General features: G+C 64.9%; 26 protein-coding genes. 17 read left to right on the top strand and 9 right to left on the bottom strand.

The features are described from left to right. Positions 1 to 13: 13 nt before the first annotated feature. From ACVJNE_RS08520 to ACVJNE_RS08510, 3 genes are all read right to left on the bottom strand, one after another. A complete protein-coding gene (locus tag ACVJNE_RS08520; protein ID WP_421928198.1) occupies positions 14 to 898 on the bottom strand; it encodes a carbohydrate ABC transporter permease in 885 nt (294 codons plus the stop codon). Between the two features lie 88 nt (positions 899 to 986). Then, a complete protein-coding gene (locus ACVJNE_RS08515; RefSeq protein ID WP_499564668.1) occupies positions 987 to 2,324 on the bottom strand; it encodes an extracellular solute-binding protein in 1,338 nt (445 codons plus the stop codon). Positions 2,325 to 2,446: 122 nt separating this feature from the next. Beyond that, on the bottom strand, positions 2,447 to 2,809 hold the full coding sequence (locus ACVJNE_RS08510; RefSeq protein WP_499564667.1) for a hypothetical protein: 363 nt from the start codon (positions 2,807 to 2,809) through the stop codon (positions 2,447 to 2,449). Between the two features lie 230 nt (positions 2,810 to 3,039). On the opposite strand from ACVJNE_RS08510, the gene ACVJNE_RS08505 reads away from it, so the two are divergent. Continuing rightward, positions 3,040 to 3,969, top strand: a complete 930-nt coding sequence (locus ACVJNE_RS08505; RefSeq protein WP_499564665.1) for a sugar phosphate isomerase/epimerase family protein — start codon at positions 3,040 to 3,042, stop codon at positions 3,967 to 3,969. Here ACVJNE_RS08505 and phnF read toward each other — a convergent pair. Further along, complete coding sequence (gene phnF / locus ACVJNE_RS08500; protein WP_499564663.1) at positions 3,966 to 4,730, bottom strand: phosphonate metabolism transcriptional regulator PhnF; 765 nt, start codon at positions 4,728 to 4,730, stop codon at positions 3,966 to 3,968. The two genes, ACVJNE_RS08505 and phnF, sit on opposite strands and share 4 nt — an antisense overlap. 83 nt (positions 4,731 to 4,813) lie before the next feature. Here phnF and phnG point away from each other — a divergent pair, with 83 nt between their 5' ends. From phnG to phnN, 14 genes are all read left to right on the top strand, one after another. Continuing rightward, complete coding sequence (gene phnG, locus ACVJNE_RS08495) at positions 4,814 to 5,281, top strand: phosphonate C-P lyase system protein PhnG (RefSeq protein ID WP_499564661.1); 468 nt, start codon at positions 4,814 to 4,816, stop codon at positions 5,279 to 5,281. Further along, a complete protein-coding gene (phnH, locus tag ACVJNE_RS08490; RefSeq protein WP_499564659.1) occupies positions 5,281 to 5,886 on the top strand; it encodes a phosphonate C-P lyase system protein PhnH in 606 nt (201 codons plus the stop codon). The genes phnG and phnH overlap by 1 nt, the downstream gene beginning before the upstream one ends. Positions 5,887 to 5,890: 4 nt before the next feature. Beyond that, complete coding sequence (locus tag ACVJNE_RS08485) at positions 5,891 to 6,988, top strand: carbon-phosphorus lyase complex subunit (RefSeq protein WP_499564657.1); 1,098 nt, start codon at positions 5,891 to 5,893, stop codon at positions 6,986 to 6,988. 277 nt (positions 6,989 to 7,265) lie between these two features. Next, positions 7,266 to 8,117: an alpha-D-ribose 1-methylphosphonate 5-phosphate C-P-lyase PhnJ gene (locus tag ACVJNE_RS08480; protein ID WP_499564655.1), complete on the top strand. Its 852-nt coding sequence runs from the start codon at positions 7,266 to 7,268 to the stop codon at positions 8,115 to 8,117. Next, complete coding sequence (gene phnK / locus ACVJNE_RS08475; protein WP_499564654.1) at positions 8,107 to 8,898, top strand: phosphonate C-P lyase system protein PhnK; 792 nt, start codon at positions 8,107 to 8,109, stop codon at positions 8,896 to 8,898. The genes ACVJNE_RS08480 and phnK overlap by 11 nt, the downstream gene beginning before the upstream one ends. 2 nt (positions 8,899 to 8,900) lie before the next feature. After that, the gene (gene phnL, locus ACVJNE_RS08470; RefSeq protein WP_499564652.1) at positions 8,901 to 9,608 is read left to right on the top strand and encodes a phosphonate C-P lyase system protein PhnL; all 708 of its coding nucleotides are present in this window, start codon (positions 8,901 to 8,903) and stop codon (positions 9,606 to 9,608) included. Continuing rightward, positions 9,605 to 10,219 (top strand): DapH/DapD/GlmU-related protein, encoded by a 615-nt coding sequence (locus ACVJNE_RS08465; protein WP_499564650.1) that lies wholly within the window; start codon positions 9,605 to 9,607, stop codon positions 10,217 to 10,219. Before phnL ends, ACVJNE_RS08465 begins: the two co-directional genes overlap by 4 nt. A 174-nt stretch (positions 10,220 to 10,393) precedes the next feature. Beyond that, positions 10,394 to 11,323 carry a phosphonate ABC transporter substrate-binding protein gene (gene phnD, locus ACVJNE_RS08460; RefSeq protein WP_499564648.1) on the top strand — a complete coding sequence of 310 codons (930 nt, stop codon included), beginning with the start codon at positions 10,394 to 10,396 and terminating at the stop codon, positions 11,321 to 11,323. Between the two features lie 77 nt (positions 11,324 to 11,400). Continuing rightward, complete coding sequence (phnC, locus tag ACVJNE_RS08455) at positions 11,401 to 12,252, top strand: phosphonate ABC transporter ATP-binding protein (RefSeq protein WP_499564646.1); 852 nt, start codon at positions 11,401 to 11,403, stop codon at positions 12,250 to 12,252. A 4-nt stretch (positions 12,253 to 12,256) separates the two neighbouring features. Next, positions 12,257 to 13,171: a phosphonate ABC transporter, permease protein PhnE gene (phnE, locus tag ACVJNE_RS08450; RefSeq protein WP_499564644.1), complete on the top strand. Its 915-nt coding sequence runs from the start codon at positions 12,257 to 12,259 to the stop codon at positions 13,169 to 13,171. After that, entirely contained in the window at positions 13,168 to 14,025 is an 858-nt protein-coding gene (gene phnE, locus ACVJNE_RS08445; protein WP_173188186.1) for a phosphonate ABC transporter, permease protein PhnE, read from the top strand. The genes phnE (ACVJNE_RS08450) and phnE (ACVJNE_RS08445) overlap by 4 nt, the downstream gene beginning before the upstream one ends. Before the next feature lie 77 nt (positions 14,026 to 14,102). Beyond that, on the top strand, positions 14,103 to 14,822 hold the full coding sequence (locus ACVJNE_RS08440) for a DUF1045 domain-containing protein (protein WP_499564641.1): 720 nt from the start codon (positions 14,103 to 14,105) through the stop codon (positions 14,820 to 14,822). A 2-nt stretch (positions 14,823 to 14,824) separates the two neighbouring features. After that, the gene (locus ACVJNE_RS08435) at positions 14,825 to 15,964 is read left to right on the top strand and encodes an alpha-D-ribose 1-methylphosphonate 5-triphosphate diphosphatase (protein ID WP_499564639.1); all 1,140 of its coding nucleotides are present in this window, start codon (positions 14,825 to 14,827) and stop codon (positions 15,962 to 15,964) included. Next, positions 15,961 to 16,584 carry a phosphonate metabolism protein/1,5-bisphosphokinase (PRPP-forming) PhnN gene (gene phnN / locus ACVJNE_RS08430; protein ID WP_499564637.1) on the top strand — a complete coding sequence of 208 codons (624 nt, stop codon included), beginning with the start codon at positions 15,961 to 15,963 and terminating at the stop codon, positions 16,582 to 16,584. Before ACVJNE_RS08435 ends, phnN begins: the two co-directional genes overlap by 4 nt. Here the strand turns inward: phnN and ACVJNE_RS08425 are convergent. The 4 genes from ACVJNE_RS08425 to ACVJNE_RS08410 all read right to left on the bottom strand — a co-directional run bounded on the left by ACVJNE_RS08425 (position 16,537) and on the right by ACVJNE_RS08410 (position 20,170). Beyond that, a complete protein-coding gene (locus tag ACVJNE_RS08425; RefSeq protein WP_499564635.1) occupies positions 16,537 to 17,781 on the bottom strand; it encodes a sensor histidine kinase in 1,245 nt (414 codons plus the stop codon). The two genes, phnN and ACVJNE_RS08425, sit on opposite strands and share 48 nt — an antisense overlap. A 7-nt stretch (positions 17,782 to 17,788) precedes the next feature. Beyond that, positions 17,789 to 18,487, bottom strand: a complete 699-nt coding sequence (locus ACVJNE_RS08420; protein WP_499564633.1) for a response regulator — start codon at positions 18,485 to 18,487, stop codon at positions 17,789 to 17,791. Positions 18,488 to 18,528: 41 nt separating this feature from the next. Then, on the bottom strand, positions 18,529 to 19,056 hold the full coding sequence (locus tag ACVJNE_RS08415) for a Spy/CpxP family protein refolding chaperone (RefSeq protein WP_499564631.1): 528 nt from the start codon (positions 19,054 to 19,056) through the stop codon (positions 18,529 to 18,531). A gap of 133 nt (positions 19,057 to 19,189) precedes the next feature. Beyond that, positions 19,190 to 20,170, bottom strand: a complete 981-nt coding sequence (locus tag ACVJNE_RS08410; RefSeq protein WP_499564629.1) for an NAD(P)-dependent oxidoreductase — start codon at positions 20,168 to 20,170, stop codon at positions 19,190 to 19,192. Between the two features lie 103 nt (positions 20,171 to 20,273). Here ACVJNE_RS08410 and ACVJNE_RS08405 point away from each other — a divergent pair, with 103 nt between their 5' ends. Beyond that, positions 20,274 to 21,158, top strand: coding sequence for a LysR substrate-binding domain-containing protein (locus ACVJNE_RS08405; RefSeq protein ID WP_499564627.1), 885 nt, complete (start codon positions 20,274 to 20,276; stop codon positions 21,156 to 21,158). Between the two features lie 77 nt (positions 21,159 to 21,235). Further along, positions 21,236 to 22,129 (top strand): alpha/beta hydrolase family protein, encoded by an 894-nt coding sequence (locus ACVJNE_RS08400; RefSeq protein WP_499564625.1) that lies wholly within the window; start codon positions 21,236 to 21,238, stop codon positions 22,127 to 22,129. Here the strand turns inward: ACVJNE_RS08400 and ACVJNE_RS08395 are convergent. After that, positions 22,111 to 23,196, bottom strand: coding sequence for an ABC transporter ATP-binding protein (locus ACVJNE_RS08395; protein WP_499564623.1), 1,086 nt, complete (start codon positions 23,194 to 23,196; stop codon positions 22,111 to 22,113). The genes ACVJNE_RS08400 and ACVJNE_RS08395 overlap by 19 nt on opposite strands. Position 23,197 lies beyond the last annotated feature (1 nt).

Raw genomic sequence — 23,197 nt, 5'->3', positions numbered from 1 at the left:
GTCGCGGCCCTCGTCAGGTGTAGTGGACGCGCCGCTCGATGAAGCGGAACTGGATGAAGGTGAGGGCGACGATGAGGACCATCAGCACGATCGACTGGGCGGCAGCCAGCGAGTAGTCCTTGCCCTGGAACCCGTCGGTGTAGATCTTGTAGACCATGAGGTCTGTGGCGCGGGCCGGGCCACCACCAGTGGTTATGTCGACGATGCCGAACGAGTTCACGAAGCTGTCGGTGATGTTGATGACGACCAGGAAGAACAGCGTCGGCGTGATCAGCGGAAGCTGCAGGTCCCACATGCGCCGCATGACGCCCGCGCCATCCATGGCGCCGGCCTCGCTCATAGTGCGCGGGATCGACTGCAGCGCAGCCAGGAAGAAGATGAAATTATAGCCGACGAGGCTCCAGGCCTGCGCGAGGATGATGAGAAGCAGCGCGTCGAAACCATCGAGCGCCGGGTTCCACAGCCCCGGAAAGAACTGATTGATGGCGGAGACGAAACCCGCATCCGGCGAGAAGATGAAGCGGAAGGCGAGGCCGACGGCCGGGGCCGCAAGTGCGTAAGGCAGGAAGAAGGTGAATTTGTAGACCTGATGGCCGGGCAACCGTCGGTCGACGAACAGCGCCATCAGCACGGCGATCACCAGCGACAGCACGGTGGCCGCGATGGCGAAGATCATGGAGACCCGCACCGAGCTCCAGTACTTGGGATCGCCGAAGACGCCCTCGAAATTGTAGAGGCCGACCCACTCGTTGCCACCGCCGAAAGGGCGCTCGAGCGTGAAGGCCCAGTAAAGCGCCTCACCCGTGGGCCAGTAGAAGAAGACGAAGACCAGCAGCATCTGCGGCAGGATCAGCGCCGCGGCGAGCCATGTGTTCGAGAAGGTGACACGCTTTTCCAAGACGGCATGCTCCCGCTTGTCTCAAGTGTTGGAAGGGAGACGCCGCGTCGGCGGCGCCTCCCGATCGGTGCTTTGAACCGGTGTCAGATCACGGCAGGTCGGCGCCGCGATAGGTCTGCTCGTAGCGGCGTAGAATCTGATTGGAACGGTCGGCCGCATCGCTGAGGGCGGTCTCCATGTCCTTCTGGCCGGTAAAGGCAGCTTCCAGCTCCGCGCGGACTTCGGCACGGATCGAGGTGAAGTTGCCGAGGCGGATGCCACGCGACAGCGGGGTCACGTCCGACGCGGTGAGCGATTCGATCGCGATCTCGCGGCCCGCATAACCTTCCTTGTCGTAGAAGCCTTCCGATTTCAGGAGCTCGAAGCCCGCCGTGGTGACCGGGATGTAGCCGGTGTTCTCGGCGATGTACTTCTCGCCGGTATCGGGAGCGGTGACATACTTCACGAAAGCGGCGGTGGCTTCGTACTCCTCAGGCGTCTTGCCTTCCATGATCCACAGCGACGCGCCGCCGACGATGGAGTTGGTGCGCTTGCCCTCTTCGAGGACCGGCAGCATCGCGACATCCCAGTTCATGCCTTCAGCCTTGGTGGAGCCGACGACGCCGTGGTTGGCAATGGAGCTGGTGGTTGACGCGCAGGTGCCGTCTGCGAAGGACTGGATCAGGTTCTTGCCAACCTGGCTGGTCTGGATTTGGGCGTAGCCCGCGTCCATCCAGTCCTTGAAGTTGTTCATATGATCGGCGAACGCCGTCTGATGGAAGACGACCTCCGCGCCGAGACCGCCATAGCCGTTGTCGAGCGTGGCGATCGGCAGCCCGTTGATGGCGGAGAACTGCTCGAGGTTCATCCAGGTGTCGAAGTCGAAAGCGAAACCGCACTCGACGCCGGCTTCCTTGAGCGCCTTCAGGTCGGCGGCGAATTCGGCCCAGGTCTTGGGCGCCTCGGACTTGCCGATCTTCGCCCACTGGTCCTTGTTCCAGTAGAGGACGGCGGTCGACGAATTATAGGGGAACGACCACATCTCGCCGGTGGAGGTGGCATAATAGTTGGCAATGCCCGGGAAATAGGCATCCCAGTCGACATCGATCTTGTAGTCCTCGGCGAACTTGTTGGCCGGATAGATTGCGCCGGAGAGCATGAAGTTCACCGTGCCGGCGTCGTAGATCTGGACGAGGGTGGGGTGCTGCTTGGCGCGGTAGGCGGCAATCGTGTTCTGCTCGGCCTTGTCATAGCCGCCCTGGCCGACGCATACGGCCTCGTATTTCTCCTGGCTCTCGTTGAAGAGCTGGCACTGCTTGGCCATAACTTCGCCGAGCTGGCCGGTCAGGCCATACCAGAATTCGAACTTGGTGCGCTCCTGAGCGTGAGCGCCCGACGCCATCGCGATGACCGATGCGGCCGCGGCGAGAAGGGAATACCGTTTCATTATCAGCCTCCAGAGGAAGATTGGCGCGGGGTCGATCCCGCTGCCGCTTCCCTAGAGGCGGTCAATGACAGTTTTGTATTGGCGCGATTACAGTCCCGCGACCGTTTTATGAACTTTGGACGTCAGACCCCGAGCTCGCGGATTTCGAAGACGTTGCCGCCAGTGGTGACAAAAATTCCGTCTTCGCCGCGCCTGATCCGATAGCACTTCTCGATCCCCGAGCGCGCCTCGCCCCAGCGGGTGCAGACCTGGTCGCCGCGCAGCGACCAGCGCCCGACATCGTGCTGCGCCTGCGGCCGCTCGACGGTCATCTCGGCAGCGCCGTTTGGCAGCAGGAAGAGGTGACCATGACGCCATCCTTCAGACTCCCACCAGGCGATCTGCCTGCCGACCAGCTCGTCCTCGATATCGCCATGCGTGAGGTCGGATGCCGATGCCGCGCCCGGCAGCACTATCAGGAGACAAAGCAAGAGATGACGCAACATCGCGAATTCTCCGGGAATCACCGCCGCATGTGACGGCTGAATGACAAGGAAATGACATTCGCCGGCTCAAGTCGAGCCCCTGCCGATCACGGTTGCGACAAATGCCGGACAGGCTGCTGCGAGCGGATTTCCGGGCATGCCGTCAGACGAGCGTCATAAAAGCCGCCGATCATGGTATGGTCACAGGGCATATCGCCCTCACCCAATCCCGCGAACCAGGACCACCAGACATGCTTGCCAACGGCGCTACCGGCACGGGCATTTCGGCCCACAAACGAGCCAACGATCTCAGCGACTTCTCCGACGAACTGGACATGATCGAGGCTCTCGGCGTCGAAGCGATCGAACTGCCCACCTACGACATGGATATCGTCGTCGGCGGCAAGATCCGCCGCCCGCAGATGGAAGCGCTCAAGAAGGCCTGCGCCGGACGCGATGTCGCCTATTCCGTACATGGCCCGCTGGCGATCAATTTCATGGATGAGGCCTGGCGGCTGCCCCGGCACATGGAGGTGCTGAAGGCTTCGCTGGACGTGGCGGCCGAGGTCGGTGCAGAGCATTACGTCATCCATTCGGGGCTGGTGCCGCAGCAGCAGGGCGAAGGCGTCGAAGCGGCCTACGACCGCCAGCGCGAATGGCTGTCGCGCGGTGGCGACATCGCCGCCGAGCACGGTCTGATCCTGTGCGTCGAAACGCTGTTTGCGGGTTACGAAGGCAAGGGCATTGCTTCCTCGCCGAAGCGGCTGGCGGCAGAACTGGCAGCAATCAATCATCCCAACGTTCTTGCCACGCTGGATTTCAGCCATGCATGGCTCAAGCTCGACTATGACGGGCGTCGTGACGATTTCGTCGAAGAGGTGAAGGCGCTGGCGCCGTGGTCGCGCCACCTGCACATCCATGACAGCTTTGGCAGGCAGGACGACATCTGGATGTTTACCGATGGCGAACGCGTCGCCTACGGCCATGGCGACCTGCACCTGCCGGTCGGCTGGGGCGAGATTCCCTGGGACAGGATCGTCGCCGAATGCACGTTCCCGGAAGGCGTTCTCTTCAACATCGAGCTGAACGAACGCTACTGGTATGCGGCGCAGGAAACCGTCGACGCCACCAAGCGGCTGGCTAGTGCGGCCCGTACCGCCGCGCAGGCCGAAGCGGCCTAGAGCCCCTCGGCCACCACCAGCTCCACACGGTCGGCGGCAAACAGGGTCTCGGAGAACTGGATCGCGCGCCCTTCCGGGTCCTCGTTGATCGCCACCGTGACGAGCACGATGGCACCGGCCGACAGCGACAGGTCGGCAAGCACCGTGGCGTCGGCATGGCGTGCCGACACGACGGTCGAACGGCGCATATAATCATCAATGCCGCAGCGGGCGAAGGCGGCGGTGATCGAGCCCGTCTTTGCGTAAGCGTCTTCCATGCCCGAGAAGCGGATCGCGTCGAACCAGCTCGTCGCCCGCGAGACCGGGTGGCCGTCAGCTTCGCTGAGCGTGTCGAGCCGCAGAACGGACGCGCCGGCGTCGAGACCGAGGGCGGCGGCGATCCGACCGTCGGCCGGCACGGTCGCACTGGCAAGCAGCCGGCCCTTCGTTTTGCGAACCTGGCCTTGCAGGTTGGCTGAAAAGCGCGTGTACCGGCCAAGCGCATAAGAAATCCGAGGAGCGTGCTGGACAAAAGTGCCCCGCCCTTGCTCGGCGCGCAGTACACCCTCCCGCACCAGCGCCGCGATTGCGCCGCGCACCGTATGCCGGTTAACGCCGAAGCGTTCTGCAAGCGCGATCTCGGACGGCAGCCGGACGCCCTCCTCGAACGTGCCTTCGGCAATGCCCTGCCTTATGCGGTCGGCGATCTGCCGCCACAGGGCCACACCGCTGCCACGCTCCATCGCCGCCGCCGGCGACGGTGCCTCGATGGTCTCTGTCATCGCCCTGTCATCCTGCCCCGCTACGGATGCATGGTAAGTTGTATAATTGTCTATAACAATAGATGAATTTGGAGATTTCGGCAATGCGGCATGTGAACCGGAGCGGCAACCTCGGCGAAGCGCGACGCGCGGCGATGGCTGTGCTCGCTGCCGTTCCGGCGGTCCAGCTCCATCGCTGCTGGAAAGAAGCGGCGATAGCCGCCGAAGCGGAAACGCTGCGCGGTCCTGAAACCGGCTTGGTGGCGGTACGCGGACGGATCGGCGGCGGCGGCGCGCCTTTCAACGTCGGGGAAGCGACCGTGACGCGGGCAACCGTGCGTCTTTCCACCGGTGAGGTCGGCCATGCCTATCTGCTCGGCCGCGACGGCGAGCGCGCGCGGCTTGCAGCGACCGTCGACGCCCTCCTCCAGCGCGCCGACAAGGCCGGCGAGCTGGAAGAGAGGGTTCTGGCTCCGCTGCGGGCGCTGAATGCTGCCGAGGAAAACAGGCGCCGCGCGGAGACTGCTGCAACGAAGGTGGATTTCTTCACCGTCGCGCGAGGAGAGGATTGATGCACGCATCGCACATCGAAGGTGGTTTTGCAGAACCCGTGCTCGACGCGCAGGCCGCGTTTCGCGCGGTGATGGACGCCATGGCGCGGCCGGGTACTGCCAGCCCGCTCGCGCGCACAGCGATGCCACCCGCGCCGCTTTCGGCAACCGCCGCAACAGTAGCCCTCACATTGTGCGACCACGACACGCCGGTTTGGCTCGACCCGGCCCTGAAGGGCTCTGCGGCCGTCACGGCATGGCTCGGCTTTCACACCGGAGCGCCGCTGGCAAGCACGCCGGCGGAGGCACATTTCGCGCTGGTCGCAGACACAGCGACGCTAATCGCGCTCGAGAATTTCGCGCAAGGCAGCCAGGACTACCCCGATCGCTCGGTAACCTTGATCCTGCAGGTCGACAGCCTCGACGGCGGCGCGCCGCTGCGGCTGGAAGGCCCAGGCATCGAAACCGTAGCAACACTGGCGCCGACACCGATGCCGCGCCACTTCGTCGAGCAGTGGCGGCAGAACAGCGGCCGTTTCCCGCGTGGGGTCGACCTCGTGCTTGCGGCGCCCCAGGCGCTTGCCTGCCTGCCGCGCACCACCCGTATCTCACCGGCGGAGGATTGAGCCCGTGTATGTCGCAGTCAAAGGCGGCGAGACCGCCATCCGCAACGCACACAGGCTGCTGGACGACCGCCGGCGCGGCGACCGTTCGGTGCCGTCGATCGGCCTCGACCAGATCGTCGAACAGCTCGCACTGGCAGTCGATCGCGTGATGGCGGAGGGGTCGCTCTACGACCGTGAGCTAGCCGCTCTGGCAGTCAAGCAGGCGCGCGGCGACATGATCGAGGCCATCTTCCTGGTACGCGCCTACCGCACCACGCTACCGCGTTTCGGCTACACACGGCCTGTCGACACTGCCGCGATGCTGGTCGAACGGCGCGTTTCGGCAACCTACAAGGACCTGCCCGGCGGCCAGCTTCTTGGGCCTACCTTCGACTACACCCACCGACTGCTCGACCCCGAGCTCGCGGGGGACGCTTCCGTTCCGGAGCCGGAACAGCGGAGCGAGCCTATGGAAGCCGTCATGCGGGTCTCGGCGATCCTTGCCAATGAAGGGCTTATCGAAGCCGACGGCGAGCTGCCGCAAGACCATCGGCCGGGCGACATCACACGCGAGCCGCTGGAGTTTCCGCTGGAGCGCGACACGAGGCTGCAAGCGCTGGCACGCGGTGACGAAGGGTTCCTGCTGGCGCTCGCCTATTCCACGCAGCGCGGCTACGCGCGCTCGCACCCCTTCGTCGGCGAGGTCCGCATCGGCGAGGTCGAGCTGGAACTGGAGGTGCCCGAGCTGGACTTTGCCGTGCCGCTGGGCTCGATCCGCGTGACCGAATGCCAGATGGTCAACCAGTTCAAGGGCTCGTCGAAGGTGCCTCCGCAGTTCACGCGCGGCTACGGCCTCGTCTTCGGCCAGTCGGAACGCAAGGCGATGGCGATGGCGTTGTGCGACAGGGCGCTGCGCGCCAGCGAGTTCGGCGAAGACGTCGTAGCACCGGCGCAGGATGAGGAGTTCGTCATATCGCACTCCGACAATGTACAGGCGACCGGCTTCGTCGAGCACCTGAAGCTACCGCATTATGTCGACTTCCAGGCCGAACTGGACCTCATACGCCGGATGCGCGCCGAGCAGGCCGACGCTGCGTCCGAACGCAAGGAGGCAGCGGAATGAACCTAATCGCTGCCGTGCCCGTGTCCGGCACCAGAATGATCCGTATGGTGATTAGTCCCACCTGTGCTTCCCAGATACTGGTCGACCTGGCTGTATTCCGTGGGCGCCGCGGCCGATTTTCCTGGCCGTTTTTGGCTCCCGCTGCGACGCGGCCGAAGCACAAGGAGAATACCCGCGACCATTGCGAGCGCGACGACGCCCAACCGTATCCAGCCTTCGATCAGCATCCCGCCCTCCATATTTCGACGCTCAGCCTATCATATAGGGGTGTTGTGAAATGAACACACATCCAAGCTCTATCGCCGCCTACAACTTCGCCTATCTGGACGAGCAGACCAAGCGGATGATCCGGCGCGCCATCCTCAAGGCGATCGCCATCCCAGGCTATCAGGTGCCGTTCGCGTCGCGCGAGATGCCCATGCCTTATGGCTGGGGTACGGGCGGTGTGCAGGTCACCGCCTCGATCATCGGTCCGGACGACGTGCTCAAGGTGATCGACCAGGGCGCGGACGACACCACCAATGCTGTCTCGATCCGCGCCTTCTTCCAGAAGGTCGCGAATGTCGCGGCCACCACGCACACGGCGGATGCCACGATCATCCAGACCCGGCACCGCATCCCTGAAAAGCCGCTCAAGGCGGGGCAGATCCTCGTCTATCAGGTGCCCATTCCCGAGCCGCTGCGCTTCCTCGAGCCGCGCGAGACGGAGACACGCAAGATGCATGCGCTCGAGGAATACGGGCTGATGCACGTCAAGCTCTATGAGGACATCGCAAGGCATGGCCGCATCGCCACCTCCTATGCCTATCCGGTGAAGGTAGAAGGGCGCTACGTCATGGACCCTTCACCGACGCCGAAGTTCGACAATCCGAAGATGCACATGTCACCGGCGCTGCAGCTTTTCGGTGCCGGCCGCGAGAAGCGCATCTACGCGCTGCCGCCGTTCACCGACGTCGTCAGTCTCGACTTCGAGGACCATCCTTTCGAAATCCAGAGCTTCACCGAACCCTGTGCGCTGTGCGGCGCCAAGGGTGTCTATCTCGACGAGGTGATCCTCGACGACCAGGGCGGGCGGATGTTCGTCTGCTCGGATACCGACCATTGCGAGGAGCGGCGCGATGACCAGTGAAATCAACCACGACGAACCGCTTTTGCGCGTTTCAGGCCTGTCGAAATTCTATGGCGCGCGGGTGGGTTGCGAGGACATCTCGTTCGAGCTGTGGCCCGGCGAGGTGCTCGCCGTCGTCGGCGAATCCGGCTCTGGCAAGACGACACTGCTCAACTGCCTCGCAACGCGACTGATCCCGTCGTCGGGCAACGTCTCCTATCGCATGCGCGACGGCGAGATGCGCGACATCTACCGCCTCAGCGAGGCGGAACGCCGTTTCCTGATGCGCACCGACTGGGGTTTCGTCCACCAGAACCCGGCAGACGGCCTGCGCATGACGGTCTCTGCCGGCGCCAATGTCGGCGAACGGCTGATGGCGGTGGGCGAGCGCAACTACGGCAGCATCCGCGGCACCGCCACCGACTGGCTCGGCCGGGTGGAGATCGCCGCCGACCGCGTTGACGACGAACCGCGCGCCTTTTCCGGCGGCATGCGCCAGCGCCTGCAGATCGCGCGCAACCTCGTCACCCATCCGCGCCTCGTCTTCATGGACGAACCGACCGGCGGCCTCGACGTCTCCGTGCAGGCCCGCCTGCTCGACCTCCTGCGCGGACTGGTCGCCGATCTCGGCCTGTCAGCGATCGTGGTTACGCACGACCTCGCCGTCGCCCGGCTGCTTTCCCACCGGATGATGGTGATGAAGGACGGTCGCGTCATCGAGCACGGGCTGACCGACCGCGTGTTGGACGATCCGCACGCGCCATACACCCAGCTTCTCGTTTCCTCGATCCTACAGGTGTGACGATGCCGACACCTCTGGTTGTTTCCGAACTCGCCAAGACGTTCACCATGCATCTGCGCGACGGCATCGAGCTGCCGGTCGTGGAAGGCGTTTCCTTCGCGCTGCGAGCCGGCGAATGCGCGGTGCTCGGCGGGCCGTCCGGCGCCGGCAAGAGCTCCATCCTCAAGATGCTCTACGGCAACTACTCGGTCGACACGGGCCAGATCATCGTCCAGCATCAGGGGCGGCTGGTCGACATCGCCGCAGCCGCCCCCCGCACGGTGCTAGGCGTTCGGCGCCATACGATCGGTTATGTCAGCCAGTTCCTGCGGACCCTCCCGCGCCTTGCGGCACTCGACATCGTCGCCGAGCCGTTGACCGCGCGCGGCGTGGCGGCGGCCAAGGCCCGCGACAAGGCGGCCGGACTGCTGTCGCGCCTGAACCTGCCCGAAAAGCTGTGGTCGCTGCCACCGGCGACCTTTTCCGGCGGCGAGCAGCAGCGGGTCAACATCGCGCGCGGCTTCATCACAGACCATCCGGTTCTGCTGCTGGACGAACCCACGGCCTCGCTCGACGCGAAGAATCGCGAGGTGGTCATCGCACTGATCGCGGAGAAGAAGCAGGCGGACGTTGCGCTGCTCGGCATCTTTCACGATGCAGACGTGCGCGAGGCGGTTGCGGACCGCATCATCGACGTGACCCAGTTTGCGATGAACAGGCGCGTGTCGTGACCAGACTTTCGGAAACGCCCCTCGTGCACCCAAGCGCAGAGGTGACGCAAAGCATGCTCGGCCGCTACACGGAGATCGCCGACCGCAGCCGCGTGCACGAATCGACGCTCGGCAACTACTCCTACGTCATGCAGGATTGCGGCATCTGGTGCGCGACGATCGGCAAGTTCTCCAACATCGCGGCAGCCGTGCGCATCAACGCCACAAACCACCCGACATGGCGTCCGACGCTGCACCACTTCACCTATCGGGCCTCGGACTACTGGCCTGATGCCGCCCATGAGGACGAGTTCTTCACGTGGCGGCGGGCGAATGCGGTAACGATCGGGCACGATACCTGGCTCGGCCACGGTTCGACCGTCCTGCCGGGAGTGACGGTCGGCGACGGGGCGGTGATCGGTGCCGGCGCGGTCGTCTCGAAAGACGTCGCGCCCTACACCATCGTTGGCGGGGTGCCCGCGCGGCCGATCCGCGCGCGCTTTCCCGACGCCATTGCCGAGCGGTTCCGCGCGCTCGCCTGGTGGGACTGGGATCACGAGCGCCTGCGGGCGACGCTCGACGATTTCCGTTCACTTTCCGCCGAAGAATTCCTCGAAAAGCACGCCGGCTAGGCATCTGCGCGCATTGCGGGCAGGCGCGCGGACACAAACTGTGAACCGTCACAAAACCGCAGAAAAAGCGTAATCGAGCTGTCGCGAAAGACCATTAGGGGACAGGGCCAGCAGGCCGGAAGAAGTCCGGACCGCGCTTGAAAAGTTCACCCTCCAAAGCGTCTGGAGCCCGACATGTTTACCCTTCTCACCCGCACCACGGCAGCCGCTGCCATTCTCGCCTCCGCGCTCGCGACACCGGCGATCGCCCAGGACTGGAAGTCCGACCTTCCCGCTTTCCGCGTCGGCCTTCTCGGCGGCGAAAACGAAGCCGACCGCCTGCGCAAGAACGACTGCATGGTCGAGCAGCTTGGCGAAAAACTCGGCGTGCCGATTGAGCTCTATCCTGCGTCCGACTATGCCGGCGTCATGCAGGGCCTGGTTGCGGGTCAGCTCGACGCGGCCCAGCTTGGCGCGTCCGCCTATGCAGGCATTTATCTCCAGGATCCCGACGCCGTTGAGCCTATCTTCGTCGCGCTCGAGAACGACGGTTCGGACGGCTACTTTGCGATGATGTATGCTCGTACCGATTCCGGAATCGAGAGCATAGACGACATGCGCGGGAAGTCGCTTGCCTTCGCTGACCCGAACTCGACGTCCGGCTATCTCGTCCCGAAGGCCGAGTTGGAAGCCCAGGAAATCAACATTGAGGAATATTTCTCCTCGACCGGCTTCGGCGGCGGGCACGAGCAGGCGGTCGTCGCCGTGCTCAACGGCCAGTATGACGCCGGCGTCACCTGGACCTCGGGTGTCGGCGAGGAGTCCGAAGGCTTCAGCCGCGGCGCGCTGCGCTCCATGGTCGACAAGGGCCTGCTCGACATGTCCGACCTGCGCATCATCTGGCAGTCAAACCTGATCCCCAACGGCCCGTGGGTCGTGCGCAAGGACGCGCCGCAGGAAGCCAAGGACATCGCCATCGCCTGGATGGAGACGCTGAACGAGACCGACTACCAGTGCTACGTCGACGTGTCCCAGGGCGAAGGCCAGGGGTTCAAGCGCGTGGATCACGAGTTCTTCACCAACGTCGTCGAGATGCGCCGCCGCGAGCTCGAAGGCTCCCGCTAAACTTGTCCGACATCTCCGGCCGCCGTCCACCAGGACGGCGGCCGCCTCGTATTCAGGCCGGACGAACGGAGCCGCCAATGCTGACGACCGAGAACCTCACCAAGAGCTTCAAGACCCGCAATGCGGTCTCCGAAGTCTCGCTTTCCATACCGCAGGGCCAGATGGTCGGCGTCATCGGGCGCTCCGGTGCCGGCAAATCGACGCTGCTGCGCATGGTCAACCGGCTGGCCGAGCCGACCGGCGGCAGCATCACCTTTGAAGGCAAGGACGTGACCGCGCTGCGCGGCAGCGCGCTGCTCGAATGGCGTGCCACCTGCGCCATGGTGTTCCAGCAATTCAACCTCGTCGGCCGCCTCGACGTGCTGACCAATGTCCTGACCGGCAGGCTCTATCATCACGGCTTCGTCGCCTCGATGCTTCAGCTCTTCACCGCTTCGGAGCGCGCCTTCGCGATCCGCGCGCTCGACCGGCTCGGCATGGCGCATACCGCGCTCCAGCAGGCCGACACGCTTTCGGGTGGCCAGATGCAACGCGTGGCGATCGCCCGCGCGCTGGTGCAAGAGCCGCGTATCCTGCTTGCCGACGAGCCCATCGCCTCGCTCGATCCGCTCAACGCCAAGGTGGTGATGGACGCACTGCGCACAATCAACCGCGAGGACGGCATCACCGTGGTCTGCAACCTGCACACGCTCGACACCGCGCGCTCCTATTGCGACCGCATCATCGGCCTGAAGGATGGCGTGCTGGTCTTCGACGGCACGCCCGAGAAGCTGACGCAGGGCATGGCGCGCGAGATCTATGGCGCGGAAGCCGAAGACGCTTTTGCCGAAGGCCTGACCTCGACGTCGCTGGGCGGCATGCCCGCCAAGCAGCGCCTGACCGAGCGCGACCTGGCGAAGAACGCGCAACTCGGCCTGGCGGCGAGCTGACCCAATGGCCGCCATCACGTCTTCCGGCAACGACACGATTGCCGAGTTCGAACGGCACCGCGCCGAACTGCTACGCAGCAAGCGCGCGATGAACGCGCTGTTTTTCATACTGTTTCTGGCCGCGATCGCCGCCTCAGTCTACGTATCACGTTTCTATCCTGATCGGCTTGCCTCGGGCCTGCCGCGCATCTTCGAATATTTCGGCACGATCATGCCGAACCTAGAGCTCGACAAGCTTTTTCTGCCACGTGGCGAAAACGGTCGCGCCGTGCCTGGATCGATCGTCTACTGGTATTCGGATTTCTGGACCTATATCCGGCTGATCTTTGAAACCATCCTCATGGCGCTGACCGCGACCTTCATTGGAGCGGCAGGCGCGTTCCTGCTGTGCTTCCCGGCTGCGCGCAACCTCGCCCCCAATAGCGTCGTCTTCCTGCTTTCGCGCCGCTTCATGGAGATCTGTCGCGGCGTGCCGGAAATTCTCTACGCGCTGGTGCTTGTGTTTGCGGTCGGCATCGGCCCGCTGGCCGGCGTCATCGCAATCGCGATCCACACGGCCGGCGCGCTCGGCAAGCTCTTTGCCGAGGTCAACGAGAACGCCTCGATGCGGCCCGTGGAAGGCATTCGCGGCGTGGGCGGCAACTGGTTCGAGGAAATGCGCTACGGCGTCGTCCCGCAGGTGATGCCCAACTTCATTTCTTACGCACTGCTGCGTTTCGAGATCAATGTGCGCGCCTCGTCGATCGTCGGCTTCGTCGGCGCGGGCGGCATCGGCGCGGAGCTGAATCGCGTCATCAGTCTTTATTCCGACGACCGCGTCGTGGCAGTTCTCCTGCTCGTCGTGCTGACCGTCACGCTCATCGACCTCCTGTCGGAGCGCCTGCGCACGCACTTCATCGGCAAGGAACATTTCGCATGACCGCCGCAACTCTGGCCGGCATCGGCCCGGACGAGATCGCCAGCGTCCGACGCATGCACCCGCAGGCTTTCGGCTCGTGGCGAGGAAAGCTGGTCCAATGGGCCGTATGGGTCGGCGTCATCGGCTACGTCATCGGCTCGCTTTGGTATTTCGACGTCTGGAAATTCGCCTATGCGTCGGACCGGGTCTGGCGGTTGATCGCGGCCATGTTCACCTGGAAGGACATGGAGACCTGGCGCTACGCCGACATCTATACCGGCATCGCGCAGACGCTCGCTATGGCGTTTCTCGGCACGATGCTTGCTTCCCTTGCAGCCTTGTTCATCGGCTTCTTCGCAGCCCGCAACACAATGCCCTTCGGCCCGCTTCGCCACCTGGTGCGCCGCATGCTCGATGTGCTGCGCGGCGTCGACCAGCTCATCTGGGGTCTGGTGTTCGTCCGGGCCGTGGGGCTCGGACCGCTGGCCGGTGTGCTCGCCATCTTCGTCTCCGACACCGGCACGCTGTCAAAGCTCTACTCGGAAGCGATCGAGAACATCGACCGCAAGCAGGTCGAGGGCGTTCGCGCCACCGGTGCAGGGCCGATCAAGGTGGTGCGCTACGGCTACCTGCCGCAGGTGCTGCCCGTGTTCATCTCGCAGTCGCTTTATTTCTTCGAATCCAGCACCCGCAGCGCAACGATCCTCGGCCTCGTCGGCGCCGGCGGCATCGGCATGATCATCATCGAGCGCTTCCGCGCCAACCTGTTCGATCAGGTCGCGTTCGTGGTTCTCAACGTGCTCGTCTGCATCTTCGTGATCGACTGGCTGTCGCGGAAGATTCGCGAGCGGTTCATCGGCGAGACATCTCACTGAAGCCGACGGACAGTCGTCAACTTGTCACGTGACTCGCCTAAAGCACGGTTCGATGTGTGACAGGGCAGGAAGCGACCATGCGCTATGCGATCTATTACACGCCGGCCGAGCGTGACCCGCTGACGGTGCTTGCGACAAGCTGGCTCGGACGCTGCGCCTTCACCGGCGAGAGTACGCCGCCTCGCGCCATCGGCAGGCTGCCGGCGGCCGAGGTCGCCTATCATACGGCGGCAGCGCGGCGCTACGGCTTCCACGGCACGATCCTGGCGCCCTTCACCCTTGCGGATGGCGAGACGGAGCATGGCCTGCGCGCCGCACTGGACGCCTTCTGCGAGGCGCAGGACGCGTTCTGCGTGGCGCGCGTGGTTATCACCCGGCTCGACGGTTTCTTCGCGCTTGTCCCCGAGACGCCCAGTCAGGCGCTGAACGGTCTCGCGCGCGACGTGGTGGTGGCGTTCGACCGTTTCCGCGCTCCGCTGAGCGAAGCCGAACGGACACGGCGCAGTGCGACCCATCTTTCGCCATCGCAACTGCGGAACCTCATGCAGTGGGGCTATCCCTACGTGTTCGAGGACTTCCGCTTTCACATGACGCTGACCGGCCGCGTCGACGAGGCCGAGGCAATGCGCGTGCACCGCGCCATCGTAGAGCATTTCGGACCGGTGCTGGAAGAGCCGCTGGAAGTCGGCTCGCTCGCGCTCTTCCTGGAGACGGAGCCCGGGGCCCCGTTCGTGGTGCGCTCCTTCCATCAGTTCGACATCGTCCCCGAAAGCGAAACGCAAAGAAAGACCGCCTGAACATGCCTGCCGAAACGAGTTTCCGGAACGCCCGCATCGTCCTTGCCGACGAGACTATCGAAGGAGACCTCAACGTCGCGAATGGCGTTATCGCGGGGTTCGATGCAGGCAGCAGCCAGGTTGGGGAAGATTTCGAAGGCGACTTCCTCGTACCCGGCCTCGTGGAACTGCATACCGATCATCTCGAAGGGCACTACGCGCCGCGCCCGGGCGTACGCTGGAACGCCGTTGCGGCGGTGCAGGCGCACGACGCCCAGATCGCCGCCTCCGGCATCACCACCGTTTTCGATTGCCTGCGCATGGGGTCGGAGGGCACCGACGGTTTCGCGAAAGGCGAGATGCGGGAGCTTGCAGACGCCATCGACCAGGCGCAGCGGGAAGACAGGCTGCGCGCGGAACACTTCATCCACCTGCGCTGCGAGGTCTCGACGCCGGACGTGCTGAGCGATTTCGAGTCTTTCCGCGCCGAGGGGCGCGTGCGGCTCGCCTCGCTGATGGACCATGCGCCGGGCCAGCGGCAGTTCCAGACGATGGATCAGTACGCGGTTTACTACAAGACCAAGCGCGGCCTGAGCGACGAAGCATTCGCGCGGTACGTTGCGATGCGCCAGGAGCAGTCGGCGCGTTTCTCCGCACCGCACCGCAAGGCGATTGCAGAGCATTGCCGCGCCAACGGCGTCACCCTCGCAAGCCATGACGACGCCACGCTCGACCATGTGGGCGAAGCGCTCGACGATGGCGTCAGGCTCGCGGAGTTCCCGACCTCGCTGGACGCCGCGCGCGCGTCGCATGAGGCCGGCATGAGCGTGCTGATGGGTGCGCCCAACATCGTGCGCGGCGGATCGCATTCCGGCAACATTGCCGCGCGAGACCTCGCCGAGGCGGGGCTGCTCGACGTGCTCTCGTCCGACTACGTGCCGTCAAGCCTGCTGCATGGCGCCTTCAAGCTCGCCGAAGATGTCGAAACGATCAGCCTTCCGCAGGCGCTGGCACTGGTGACGCGGCGGCCGGCTGAAACGGTTGGCTTGAGCGACCGCGGCGAGATCACGCCGGGCAAGCGAGCCGACCTGCTGCGCGTGCGCTGGCACGGCAGCGTGCCGGTGGTGCGCGGTGTCTGGCGCGAGGGCAGGCGCGTCGCATGAACGGCGAGCCGTTCGGTCCCGGCGTCTTCGTGCCGGTGGTCGGCCCGAGCGGCGCAGGCAAGGATTCGCTCATCGCCCGCGCCCGGCATCATCTCACAGGTCGCCCCGGCTTTCTGTTCGCGCGGCGAGTCGTGACGCGCCCGGCCAGCCCGGACGCCGAAGACCACGATACGCTGGACACGGCCTCCTTCGCCGAAGCTGAGGCCGCCGGCGCCTTCGCCCTTGCATGGCGCTCGCATGGCCTGTCGTATGGCATTCCGGTGAGTATCGATAAGACCATCCTCGACGGCGGCGTGGTCGTGGCCAACGTCTCGCGGGGCGTGGTCGCGGCGATCCGCCAGCGTTACCCGAACACGTTGCCGGTCCTCATCACCGTATCGAGGGACGTGCTTGCGGCACGTCTCGCAGCGCGCGGGCGCGAAACAGCCGACGAGATCGCCAGCCGCATCCGACGCAACGATGAATATGGAACACTCGACGCAGACTGCCATGTCGTCGACAACAGCGGCGCGCTGGAACACGCCGCCGCGCGGTTCATACGGATCCTCGAAGCAGCGCGGGAGCGGGACCTGCTAGTCCGCGGCGGGAAACGAGACCGCGAAGCGGGTGCCTCCATCTGAAGGGCGTTCATGCCTGACGGTGGCGCCGTGGCGTTCGGCGATCTGTTTCACCAAGGCTAGCCCGAGGCCCCAACCACCGGCCGCCTCCGCTCGCCCGGAGGGGCGGTAAAACGGCTCGAACACCCGCTCGCCCTCGCCGTCGGCGATGCCGTCGCCATGGTCGCTCACCGAGAGTTCCACTGTTTCGCCCACCTTGCGCACTTGCGCGTCGAACGGCGCAGCGCCGTGGCGCTGGGCATTCTGCATGAGGTTGCGCACCAGCCGTGCGAGAAGCCGGGGATCGCCCTTGACGGTCGCAGCATCCCCGGTCACGCCGATGCCGTTTCGCGCTCCTTCTTCCGCCGCTAGCGCAAGCAGGTCGACGCCTTGCGACAGGTCGACCGGCTGATTGTGATCGAGCCGGCTCGACAGCAGGATTTCCTCAACCAGTTCGTCCAGCTCGGCTAGGTTGCGGACAATCTCTTCCTTGCGCGCTTCTCCTGGCTGCTGCTCGTAGAGATCAATCGCCATCCGAAGCCGCGCCAATGGTGACCGCAACTCGTGGCTGGCATTGGCAAGCAACGAGCGGTGCGCGGCGATCAGCTTTTCGATTCGCTCCGCCGCCCTGTTGAAGGTGGCGGATACCGCCGCAACCTCATCCTCGCCCTTGACCGGCACGCGCAATGCCAGATCGCCCTGGCCCCACGCCTCGACACCATGGCGCAAACGCTCCAGACGCCGCGTCAGATGCCGCACGATCGGCCACGCGGCGATGGCCGTGACACCTGCGATCAACGCCAGCCAGACCAGGGCATTGGTACGGGATGGGCCGAACGGGATGCCGACCCGCGCCGCAAGCACGCGACCGTCCGGCAGGCGGGTGACGAAATGACGGAGCTTGCCTTTGCGATAGGACTGCCAGGATTGCTCACGAGGAAACGTCAACGGTTCTCCCACCGTGGCGATGGTGTCGCCGTCAGCGTCGAACACGGCAATGTCGGCCTTGAAAGCCTCACCCAGCCGGCGCACCACGATGCGGGTCTCGGCAGGGTCGGCATCGGCCGGCAGCAATGCGGCCAACACGGCGTCGCGCCGTCCGCTCCAGCCGCGCTCGTCCTCGTCGTCGCTCATATGCATGAACATGCCGCTAGCCAGCGCCAGGACGACGAGACTCGCCAGCACGGTGAGGTAGACCTTCAGGAAAAGACTGTGACGCATGACTCGCCTACCCATCGTCATCCTGCCTGCGCGCGAAGACGTAACCGGCGCCACGGACGGTCACGATGCGGCGCGGACTTTTCGGATCGTCCTCGATCGCGGCCCGGATGCGCGAGATGTGGACGTCAATCGAGCGGTCGAAGACATCGAATGCCTGCCCTTTCAACTGATCCACGAGCTGCTCGCGCGTGAGCGTGCGCCCCGCATTTTCGGCGAGTACGACGAGAAGGTCGAACTGATGACCCGTCATCAAGCAATCGCGCCCGTCGACGCGCGCCATGCGCGAGGCCGGATCGATCTCCAGCCGGCCGAAGCGCAGGACCTTGCCCTCAGGCACCGCACCGGTCCGGCGGCGCAGGATCGCCCGGACGCGCGCGAGAAGTTCGCGCGGATTGAACGGCTTGGGCAGATAATCGTCGGCCCCAAGTTCCAGCCCGACAATGCGATCCGTCTCCTCGCCCTTCGCGGTGAGCATCAGGATCGGCACGTCGGAGACCGCGCGGATGCGCCGGCAAGTCTCGAAGCCGTCGAAATCGGGCAGCATCACGTCGAGGATCACCGCGTCGGGAGGGTCGCGCGTGAGTTGCGCGAGACCGGCACCGGCCGTCGGGGCGGAACGCACGGAAAACCCGTTGCCGGTCAGGTAATCGGACAGCATGGCGGAGAGCCGCGTGTCGTCGTCGACGATCAGAATTTCGTCCGCCATGCTTCGTGCTGTCTCCGGTTCGGCCTTGCCGGCCGATCCTATCACCGGCGGCCGAATCTGCGCTCCTCAAAATTCTCGATCAGCTTGGCGCGCTGCTCTGGCGTCAACACTTCGGCGGCCTCGATCAGCGCGGCGGTCATCTTCCGCGACGCGTCGTCAAGCATGGCGATGCGTTCCGCGCGCAGCGTCTCGGCGGCCTCGCGATCGAGCGTGGCAGCGCCGATGAGCTCGGCCACGGCTTCGCGCGTGCCGCGGAAATCGCGCATCATCGGGCGCAATTCGGCGCGCGCCTCGTCGATGATCGCCCAGATCTTTTCTTCCTGTTCGGGCGTGACGTCGACCGCATCGAGTGCGCGGGCGAAGCCATGACCGGCGAAGCCCATGCCATGGTTCATGCCGGTCTTGACGACGTAGTGACCCATCCCATCAGCGACGCCCGTGGCAGTCGCCACGCCGATGCCTCCGGCTGCAACAGCGGCAATGCCACCGGCGACCATCAGGCCGCGCGCGAACCGTCTGCCTTTCGATGCCGGTTCGATAATCTCGATCTTCTGCTCGTCACGTTCCATCGTCCGTTCCTTCCGTTGAGCGGCCGCGACAGCGGCGGCACGGACAACCTAGACCGGGACTGTTTCCGCCTTTGCCGGCGATTGTGAAGAAATGTAAAGCGCCATGGCGGATACGCCGCCCGCCTAATCGCTGTCAGCCACAATTGTCGTCGCGCTTGCGCGAGGCGACCACGCGGTAAAGGCCCGCAATATCGTCGCCGCCGAAACCGCAGGCGATGCGATGGGCCATCAATGCCCGCATCGGCACGATCAGGCCCGAGTCCACGCCCTGGGCATGCGACGTCGCGATGATGTTTTCGACCGCTACCGCCTGCATGGCCAGATTGGAACCGTCGGCGGCGGCGTAGTTCCGCGCATCGATCTGGCGGGCAATGTCGGGCAGCACGCCGGTCATCGCATTCAGCCACGGCACGAGCATCTCGGTGAACCGGCCCGCTTCAACCTTTTCGCTGCCAACCAGCGCGGTGGCGTGAAGGAAGCCGCCGAACAGGCCGTACATGGCCGACAGCAGCGCCAGATCGTAAAGCGGCGCGAGGCCTGCATCCGGCCCAAGAAACTGCGCAGTCCCCAGGATCTCCAGTGTCTGACGATAGTCGTCGAACGCTTCTGCGGTGCCGCTGTAGAGAATAAATGCGTCGCGGCTGCCGATCATCGGCGGTACCGCCATGATGCCACCGTCGATGTAGCTCGTGCCTTGATCCTCGACCCAGGCAGCCATCTCACGCGCCTCCTGCGGAGTGCCGTTGGTGAGATTGACGATCGTGCGCCCGGCCAGTTGCACTGCCGCGCCCGACAGCACATCGCGAACGGCGGCATAGTCGAGAAGGCAGATTATGACCAAAGGTGCTGCGCCAATCGCCTCGGCGGCTGAACCGGCGACCTCCGCGCCGCGGCGGGCCAGCGGGGCGGCCTTTTCGGCAGAGCGGTTCCAGACCGTGACTTTTCGCCCGGCCCCGAGGACGGCTTCTGCGAGCGCCGCACCCATCGCGCCAAGGCCGAGCACTGAAATCCCGTGCCCTGACCTACCGTGACCTTGGCCCGGTCCAGTATCGGCAGGCTCCGGATCTGGCGGGTTGGGCGTTGCAGTCGAATGATCGTCATGAGGTTCAAACATCGTCCGGCTCCTGAAAGGTTGTCGTAGTCTGCAACATGGTTTTGTGGACGATAGAGCGCCAGTCCGCTATTCATGGACCAACCGTGCATATCCGTGGACGCCGATGCTCAATCTCAACGATCTCCATCTGTTTGTCCGTGTCGTCGACCACGGCAGCTTCGCTGCGGCGGGGCGTGCGCTGGGCCTGCCGAAATCGACGCTCTCCAAGCGGGTGGGCGAGCTGGAAAGGAGCCTCGGTGTCAGGCTCATCCAGCGCACCTCGCGCTCGTTCACGGTGACCGAACTCGGGCAGGACCTCTATCGGCACGCGTCCGCAATGGTGATCGAGGCGGAAACAGCCGAAGGGCTGGTGCGCGGGCGGATGGCCGAGCCGAGCGGAACCGTGCGCATCACCGCCTCGGTGCCGACGGCGCAGATTTCGCTAGCTCCCGTGCTGCCGGATCTCGCGCGGGCCTACCCGCGGATCACGATCCTCGCCTCGGCGACAGACCGGTTTGTCGACATCGTGCAGGAAGGCTTCGACATCGCGTTGCGCTCGCATTTTTCGCCATTGCCGGATTCCGGCCTGGTGCAGCGGAAGCTCGGGACCGATCCGGGATGGCTGGTCGCTTCTCCTGCCTATCTCGACGCGCGCGGCAGACCGGGAACCCCGGACGAGATCAGCCGGCATGACGGGCTGCTTACAGTCCCTTCCCAACCCTCATGGCAACTCGAGGGCGAAGACGGAGCGGCAGAGGCCTTGCCGCAGGCACGTTTCTTCGCAGACGAATCGATGATCCTGCTGGAAGCCGCAGCGGCAGGTCTCGGCATCGCATGCCTGCCGACCAAGCTTTGCCGGCAGAGCGTCGAGCAAGGTCGGCTAGAACGCGTGCTGCCGCGCTGGAGTACGCCGGGTGTCACCACGACACTGCTGATGCCGCACCGGCGCGGCCAGTTGCCTTCCGTGCGTACCGTCGCGGATTTCCTCATCGAGAAGCTGACAATATGAGCCCGCCCTCACGATTTCAGTCGCCGGAAACGGTGGTACGTGGTTGAATCTACGGGGACGAGGGCAGAGGCATATTCTTGGCCGACATAGACGCGTTGAAACGATCGTTCGAGATCGGACAGCATGGATTGCGCGAGGTGTCGCGAGAGACATCCAAGGCGGACGGATTCTTCGTCGAGAACGTCGTCTTCGAGACGCATGCCGGCGAAGCGGTGCGCGGACTGGTGACGCGGCCACCGGACGCCGTGCATGCGCCAGCCATACTCTATCTCCACGCCCATGGTGGGCGCTACGGCATCGGCGCGGATGAACTGCTGGACGGGCGGCCTGCCCTGCAATCGCCGCTCGGCCCGGCGCTTGCCGCTATGGGGTTCGTGACGCTGGCGATCGACATGCCGTGCTTCGGCGAGCGCGCGACCGTCACCGAAAGCGCACTATCGAAAGCGTTGCTGTGGCAGGGCAAGTCGCTGGCCGGGCAGATGCTTGGCGAGCAGGCGGCCGCGCTCGACTGGCTGGCCGCCCGCGCGGACGTCGACGCGCGGCGCATCGGCGCATTCGGCATCTCGATGGGCGCTACCTTCGGCTACTGGCTGGCCGCTGTGGATCCGCGCATCGCCTGCGTGGCGCATCTGTGCTGCTATGCCGACTTCGGCGCGCTGATCGAGACCGGAGCGCACGACCTGCACGGCATCTACCTGACCGTCCCCGGCCTGCTGGGGCAGGCCTCCAATGGAGAGATCGCCGGGCTTGTTGCACCCCGCCCGCAACTGATCTGCATCGGCGACCAGGACCCGCTGACGCCGCCGGCGGCAGTCGACATCGCGCTGGCACAAACTCGCGCGGCGTATGCCGCCGCCGGTGCTTCCGACAGATTGAGCCTGCACCGCGAACCGGAAACCGGGCATTGCGAGAGCCCGGCTATGCGCGCGGCGGTCCTTGCCTTCTTCGCCGATCAGTTCGCGGCCGGCTGAAGCCTGACGCCATCCTTGTCGAAAAGGTGCAGGTCGGTCGAATCGAGGCTGAAGCGGACCGTCTCGCCTGCTTCCACCTGGTGCTGGCCCGACAGAACCGCAAGCAGGCTTTCGCCACCCGCCGTGCGCGTGTGCACCACCGTCTCGGAGCCTAGGGCCTCGACCAGCGACACTTCGGCCGTCATGCCCTCGCCACCGTCCACCAGCCGCAGCTGATGCGGGCGAAGCCCCAGCGTTATTTCGTCGCCAGCCGAAGCCGCAACCGCTTCCACCTCGAGCGAACCGGCGCCTTCGAGATTCAGCCGCGTGCGACCGTCTTTCGTCCCACCTATTTTCGCCGGCAAAAAATTCATGCGCGGCGCGCCGATGAAACCAGCGACGAACAGGTTGGCCGGACGATTATAAAGCTCGAGCGGGGTGCCGACCTGCTCGATCCGGCCTGCGCGCAGGACAACGATGCGGTCGGCGAGCGTCATCGCCTCGGTCTGATCGTGGGTGACGTAGATCATCGTCGCCGACAACCGCTCATGCAACGCGGCAAGCTCGGCGCGCGTGGAAATGCGCAGTTCGGCGTCGAGATTGGACAGCGGTTCGTCGAGCAGGAACGCGGTCGGGTTGCGCACGATCGCCCGGCCGATGGCGACACGCTGGCGCTGGCCGCCGGAGAGTTGGCCGGGGCGGCGGTCGAGATAGGGGGCGATTTCGAGCATGCGGGCTGCTTCCGTGATGCGCTGATCGATCTCGGCGCGCGGCATGCGGGCGTTCTCCAGCCCGAAGGCAAGGTTCTGGCGCACGCTCATATGCGGATAGAGCGCGTAGGACTGGAACACCATTGCCAGTCCGCGATCGGCCGCCGCCACGCGCGTAACGTCCTCGTCGTTGATCGCGATGGTGCCTTTGGTGGGCCGATCGAGCCCGGCGATCAGACGCAAAAGGGTCGACTTTCCACAACCGGACGGGCCGACGAAGACGACCAGTTCGCCGTCGCGAATGTCGAGATCGATGTCGTGCAGCACCTGCACCTGCCCGAAGGACCTCGATACGCCGGTTAGGGTGATACGGCTCATG

The organism is Mesorhizobium sp. DxT (genome assembly GCF_058448885.1).
The sequence above is the reverse complement of the archived record's forward strand: the minus strand, read 5'-3'. Positions and strand labels throughout refer to the sequence as shown.

Excerpts from the sequence above, each read along its gene's own strand:
- ACVJNE_RS08415 (WP_499564631.1), bottom strand. The coding sequence starts at position 19,056 with ATGGAACGTGACGAGCAGAAGATCGAGATTATCGAACCGGCATCGAAA.
- ACVJNE_RS08395 (WP_499564623.1), bottom strand. The coding sequence starts at position 23,196 with ATGAGCCGTATCACCCTAACCGGCGTATCGAGGTCCTTCGGGCAGGTG.
- ACVJNE_RS08440 (WP_499564641.1), top strand. The coding sequence starts at position 14,103 with ATGCGCTATGCGATCTATTACACGCCGGCCGAGCGTGACCCGCTGACG.
- phnK (WP_499564654.1), top strand. The coding sequence starts at position 8,107 with ATGACCAGTGAAATCAACCACGACGAACCGCTTTTGCGCGTTTCAGGC.
- ACVJNE_RS08410 (WP_499564629.1), bottom strand. The coding sequence starts at position 20,170 with ATGTTTGAACCTCATGACGATCATTCGACTGCAACGCCCAACCCGCCA.
- ACVJNE_RS08435 (WP_499564639.1), top strand. The coding sequence starts at position 14,825 with ATGCCTGCCGAAACGAGTTTCCGGAACGCCCGCATCGTCCTTGCCGAC.
- ACVJNE_RS08420 (WP_499564633.1), bottom strand. The coding sequence starts at position 18,487 with ATGGCGGACGAAATTCTGATCGTCGACGACGACACGCGGCTCTCCGCC.
- phnF (WP_499564663.1), bottom strand. The coding sequence starts at position 4,730 with ATGACAGAGACCATCGAGGCACCGTCGCCGGCGGCGGCGATGGAGCGT.
- phnG (WP_499564661.1), top strand. The coding sequence starts at position 4,814 with ATGCGGCATGTGAACCGGAGCGGCAACCTCGGCGAAGCGCGACGCGCG.
- ACVJNE_RS08515 (WP_499564668.1), bottom strand. The coding sequence starts at position 2,324 with ATGAAACGGTATTCCCTTCTCGCCGCGGCCGCATCGGTCATCGCGATG.
- phnL (WP_499564652.1), top strand. The coding sequence starts at position 8,901 with ATGCCGACACCTCTGGTTGTTTCCGAACTCGCCAAGACGTTCACCATG.
- ACVJNE_RS08505 (WP_499564665.1), top strand. The coding sequence starts at position 3,040 with ATGCTTGCCAACGGCGCTACCGGCACGGGCATTTCGGCCCACAAACGA.
- ACVJNE_RS08425 (WP_499564635.1), bottom strand. The coding sequence starts at position 17,781 with ATGCGTCACAGTCTTTTCCTGAAGGTCTACCTCACCGTGCTGGCGAGT.
- phnE (WP_173188186.1), top strand. The coding sequence starts at position 13,168 with ATGACCGCCGCAACTCTGGCCGGCATCGGCCCGGACGAGATCGCCAGC.
- ACVJNE_RS08405 (WP_499564627.1), top strand. The coding sequence starts at position 20,274 with ATGCTCAATCTCAACGATCTCCATCTGTTTGTCCGTGTCGTCGACCAC.
- ACVJNE_RS08510 (WP_499564667.1), bottom strand. The coding sequence starts at position 2,809 with ATGTTGCGTCATCTCTTGCTTTGTCTCCTGATAGTGCTGCCGGGCGCG.
- phnE (WP_499564644.1), top strand. The coding sequence starts at position 12,257 with ATGGCCGCCATCACGTCTTCCGGCAACGACACGATTGCCGAGTTCGAA.
- phnC (WP_499564646.1), top strand. The coding sequence starts at position 11,401 with ATGCTGACGACCGAGAACCTCACCAAGAGCTTCAAGACCCGCAATGCG.
- phnN (WP_499564637.1), top strand. The coding sequence starts at position 15,961 with ATGAACGGCGAGCCGTTCGGTCCCGGCGTCTTCGTGCCGGTGGTCGGC.
- phnD (WP_499564648.1), top strand. The coding sequence starts at position 10,394 with ATGTTTACCCTTCTCACCCGCACCACGGCAGCCGCTGCCATTCTCGCC.
- ACVJNE_RS08480 (WP_499564655.1), top strand. The coding sequence starts at position 7,266 with ATGAACACACATCCAAGCTCTATCGCCGCCTACAACTTCGCCTATCTG.
- phnH (WP_499564659.1), top strand. The coding sequence starts at position 5,281 with ATGCACGCATCGCACATCGAAGGTGGTTTTGCAGAACCCGTGCTCGAC.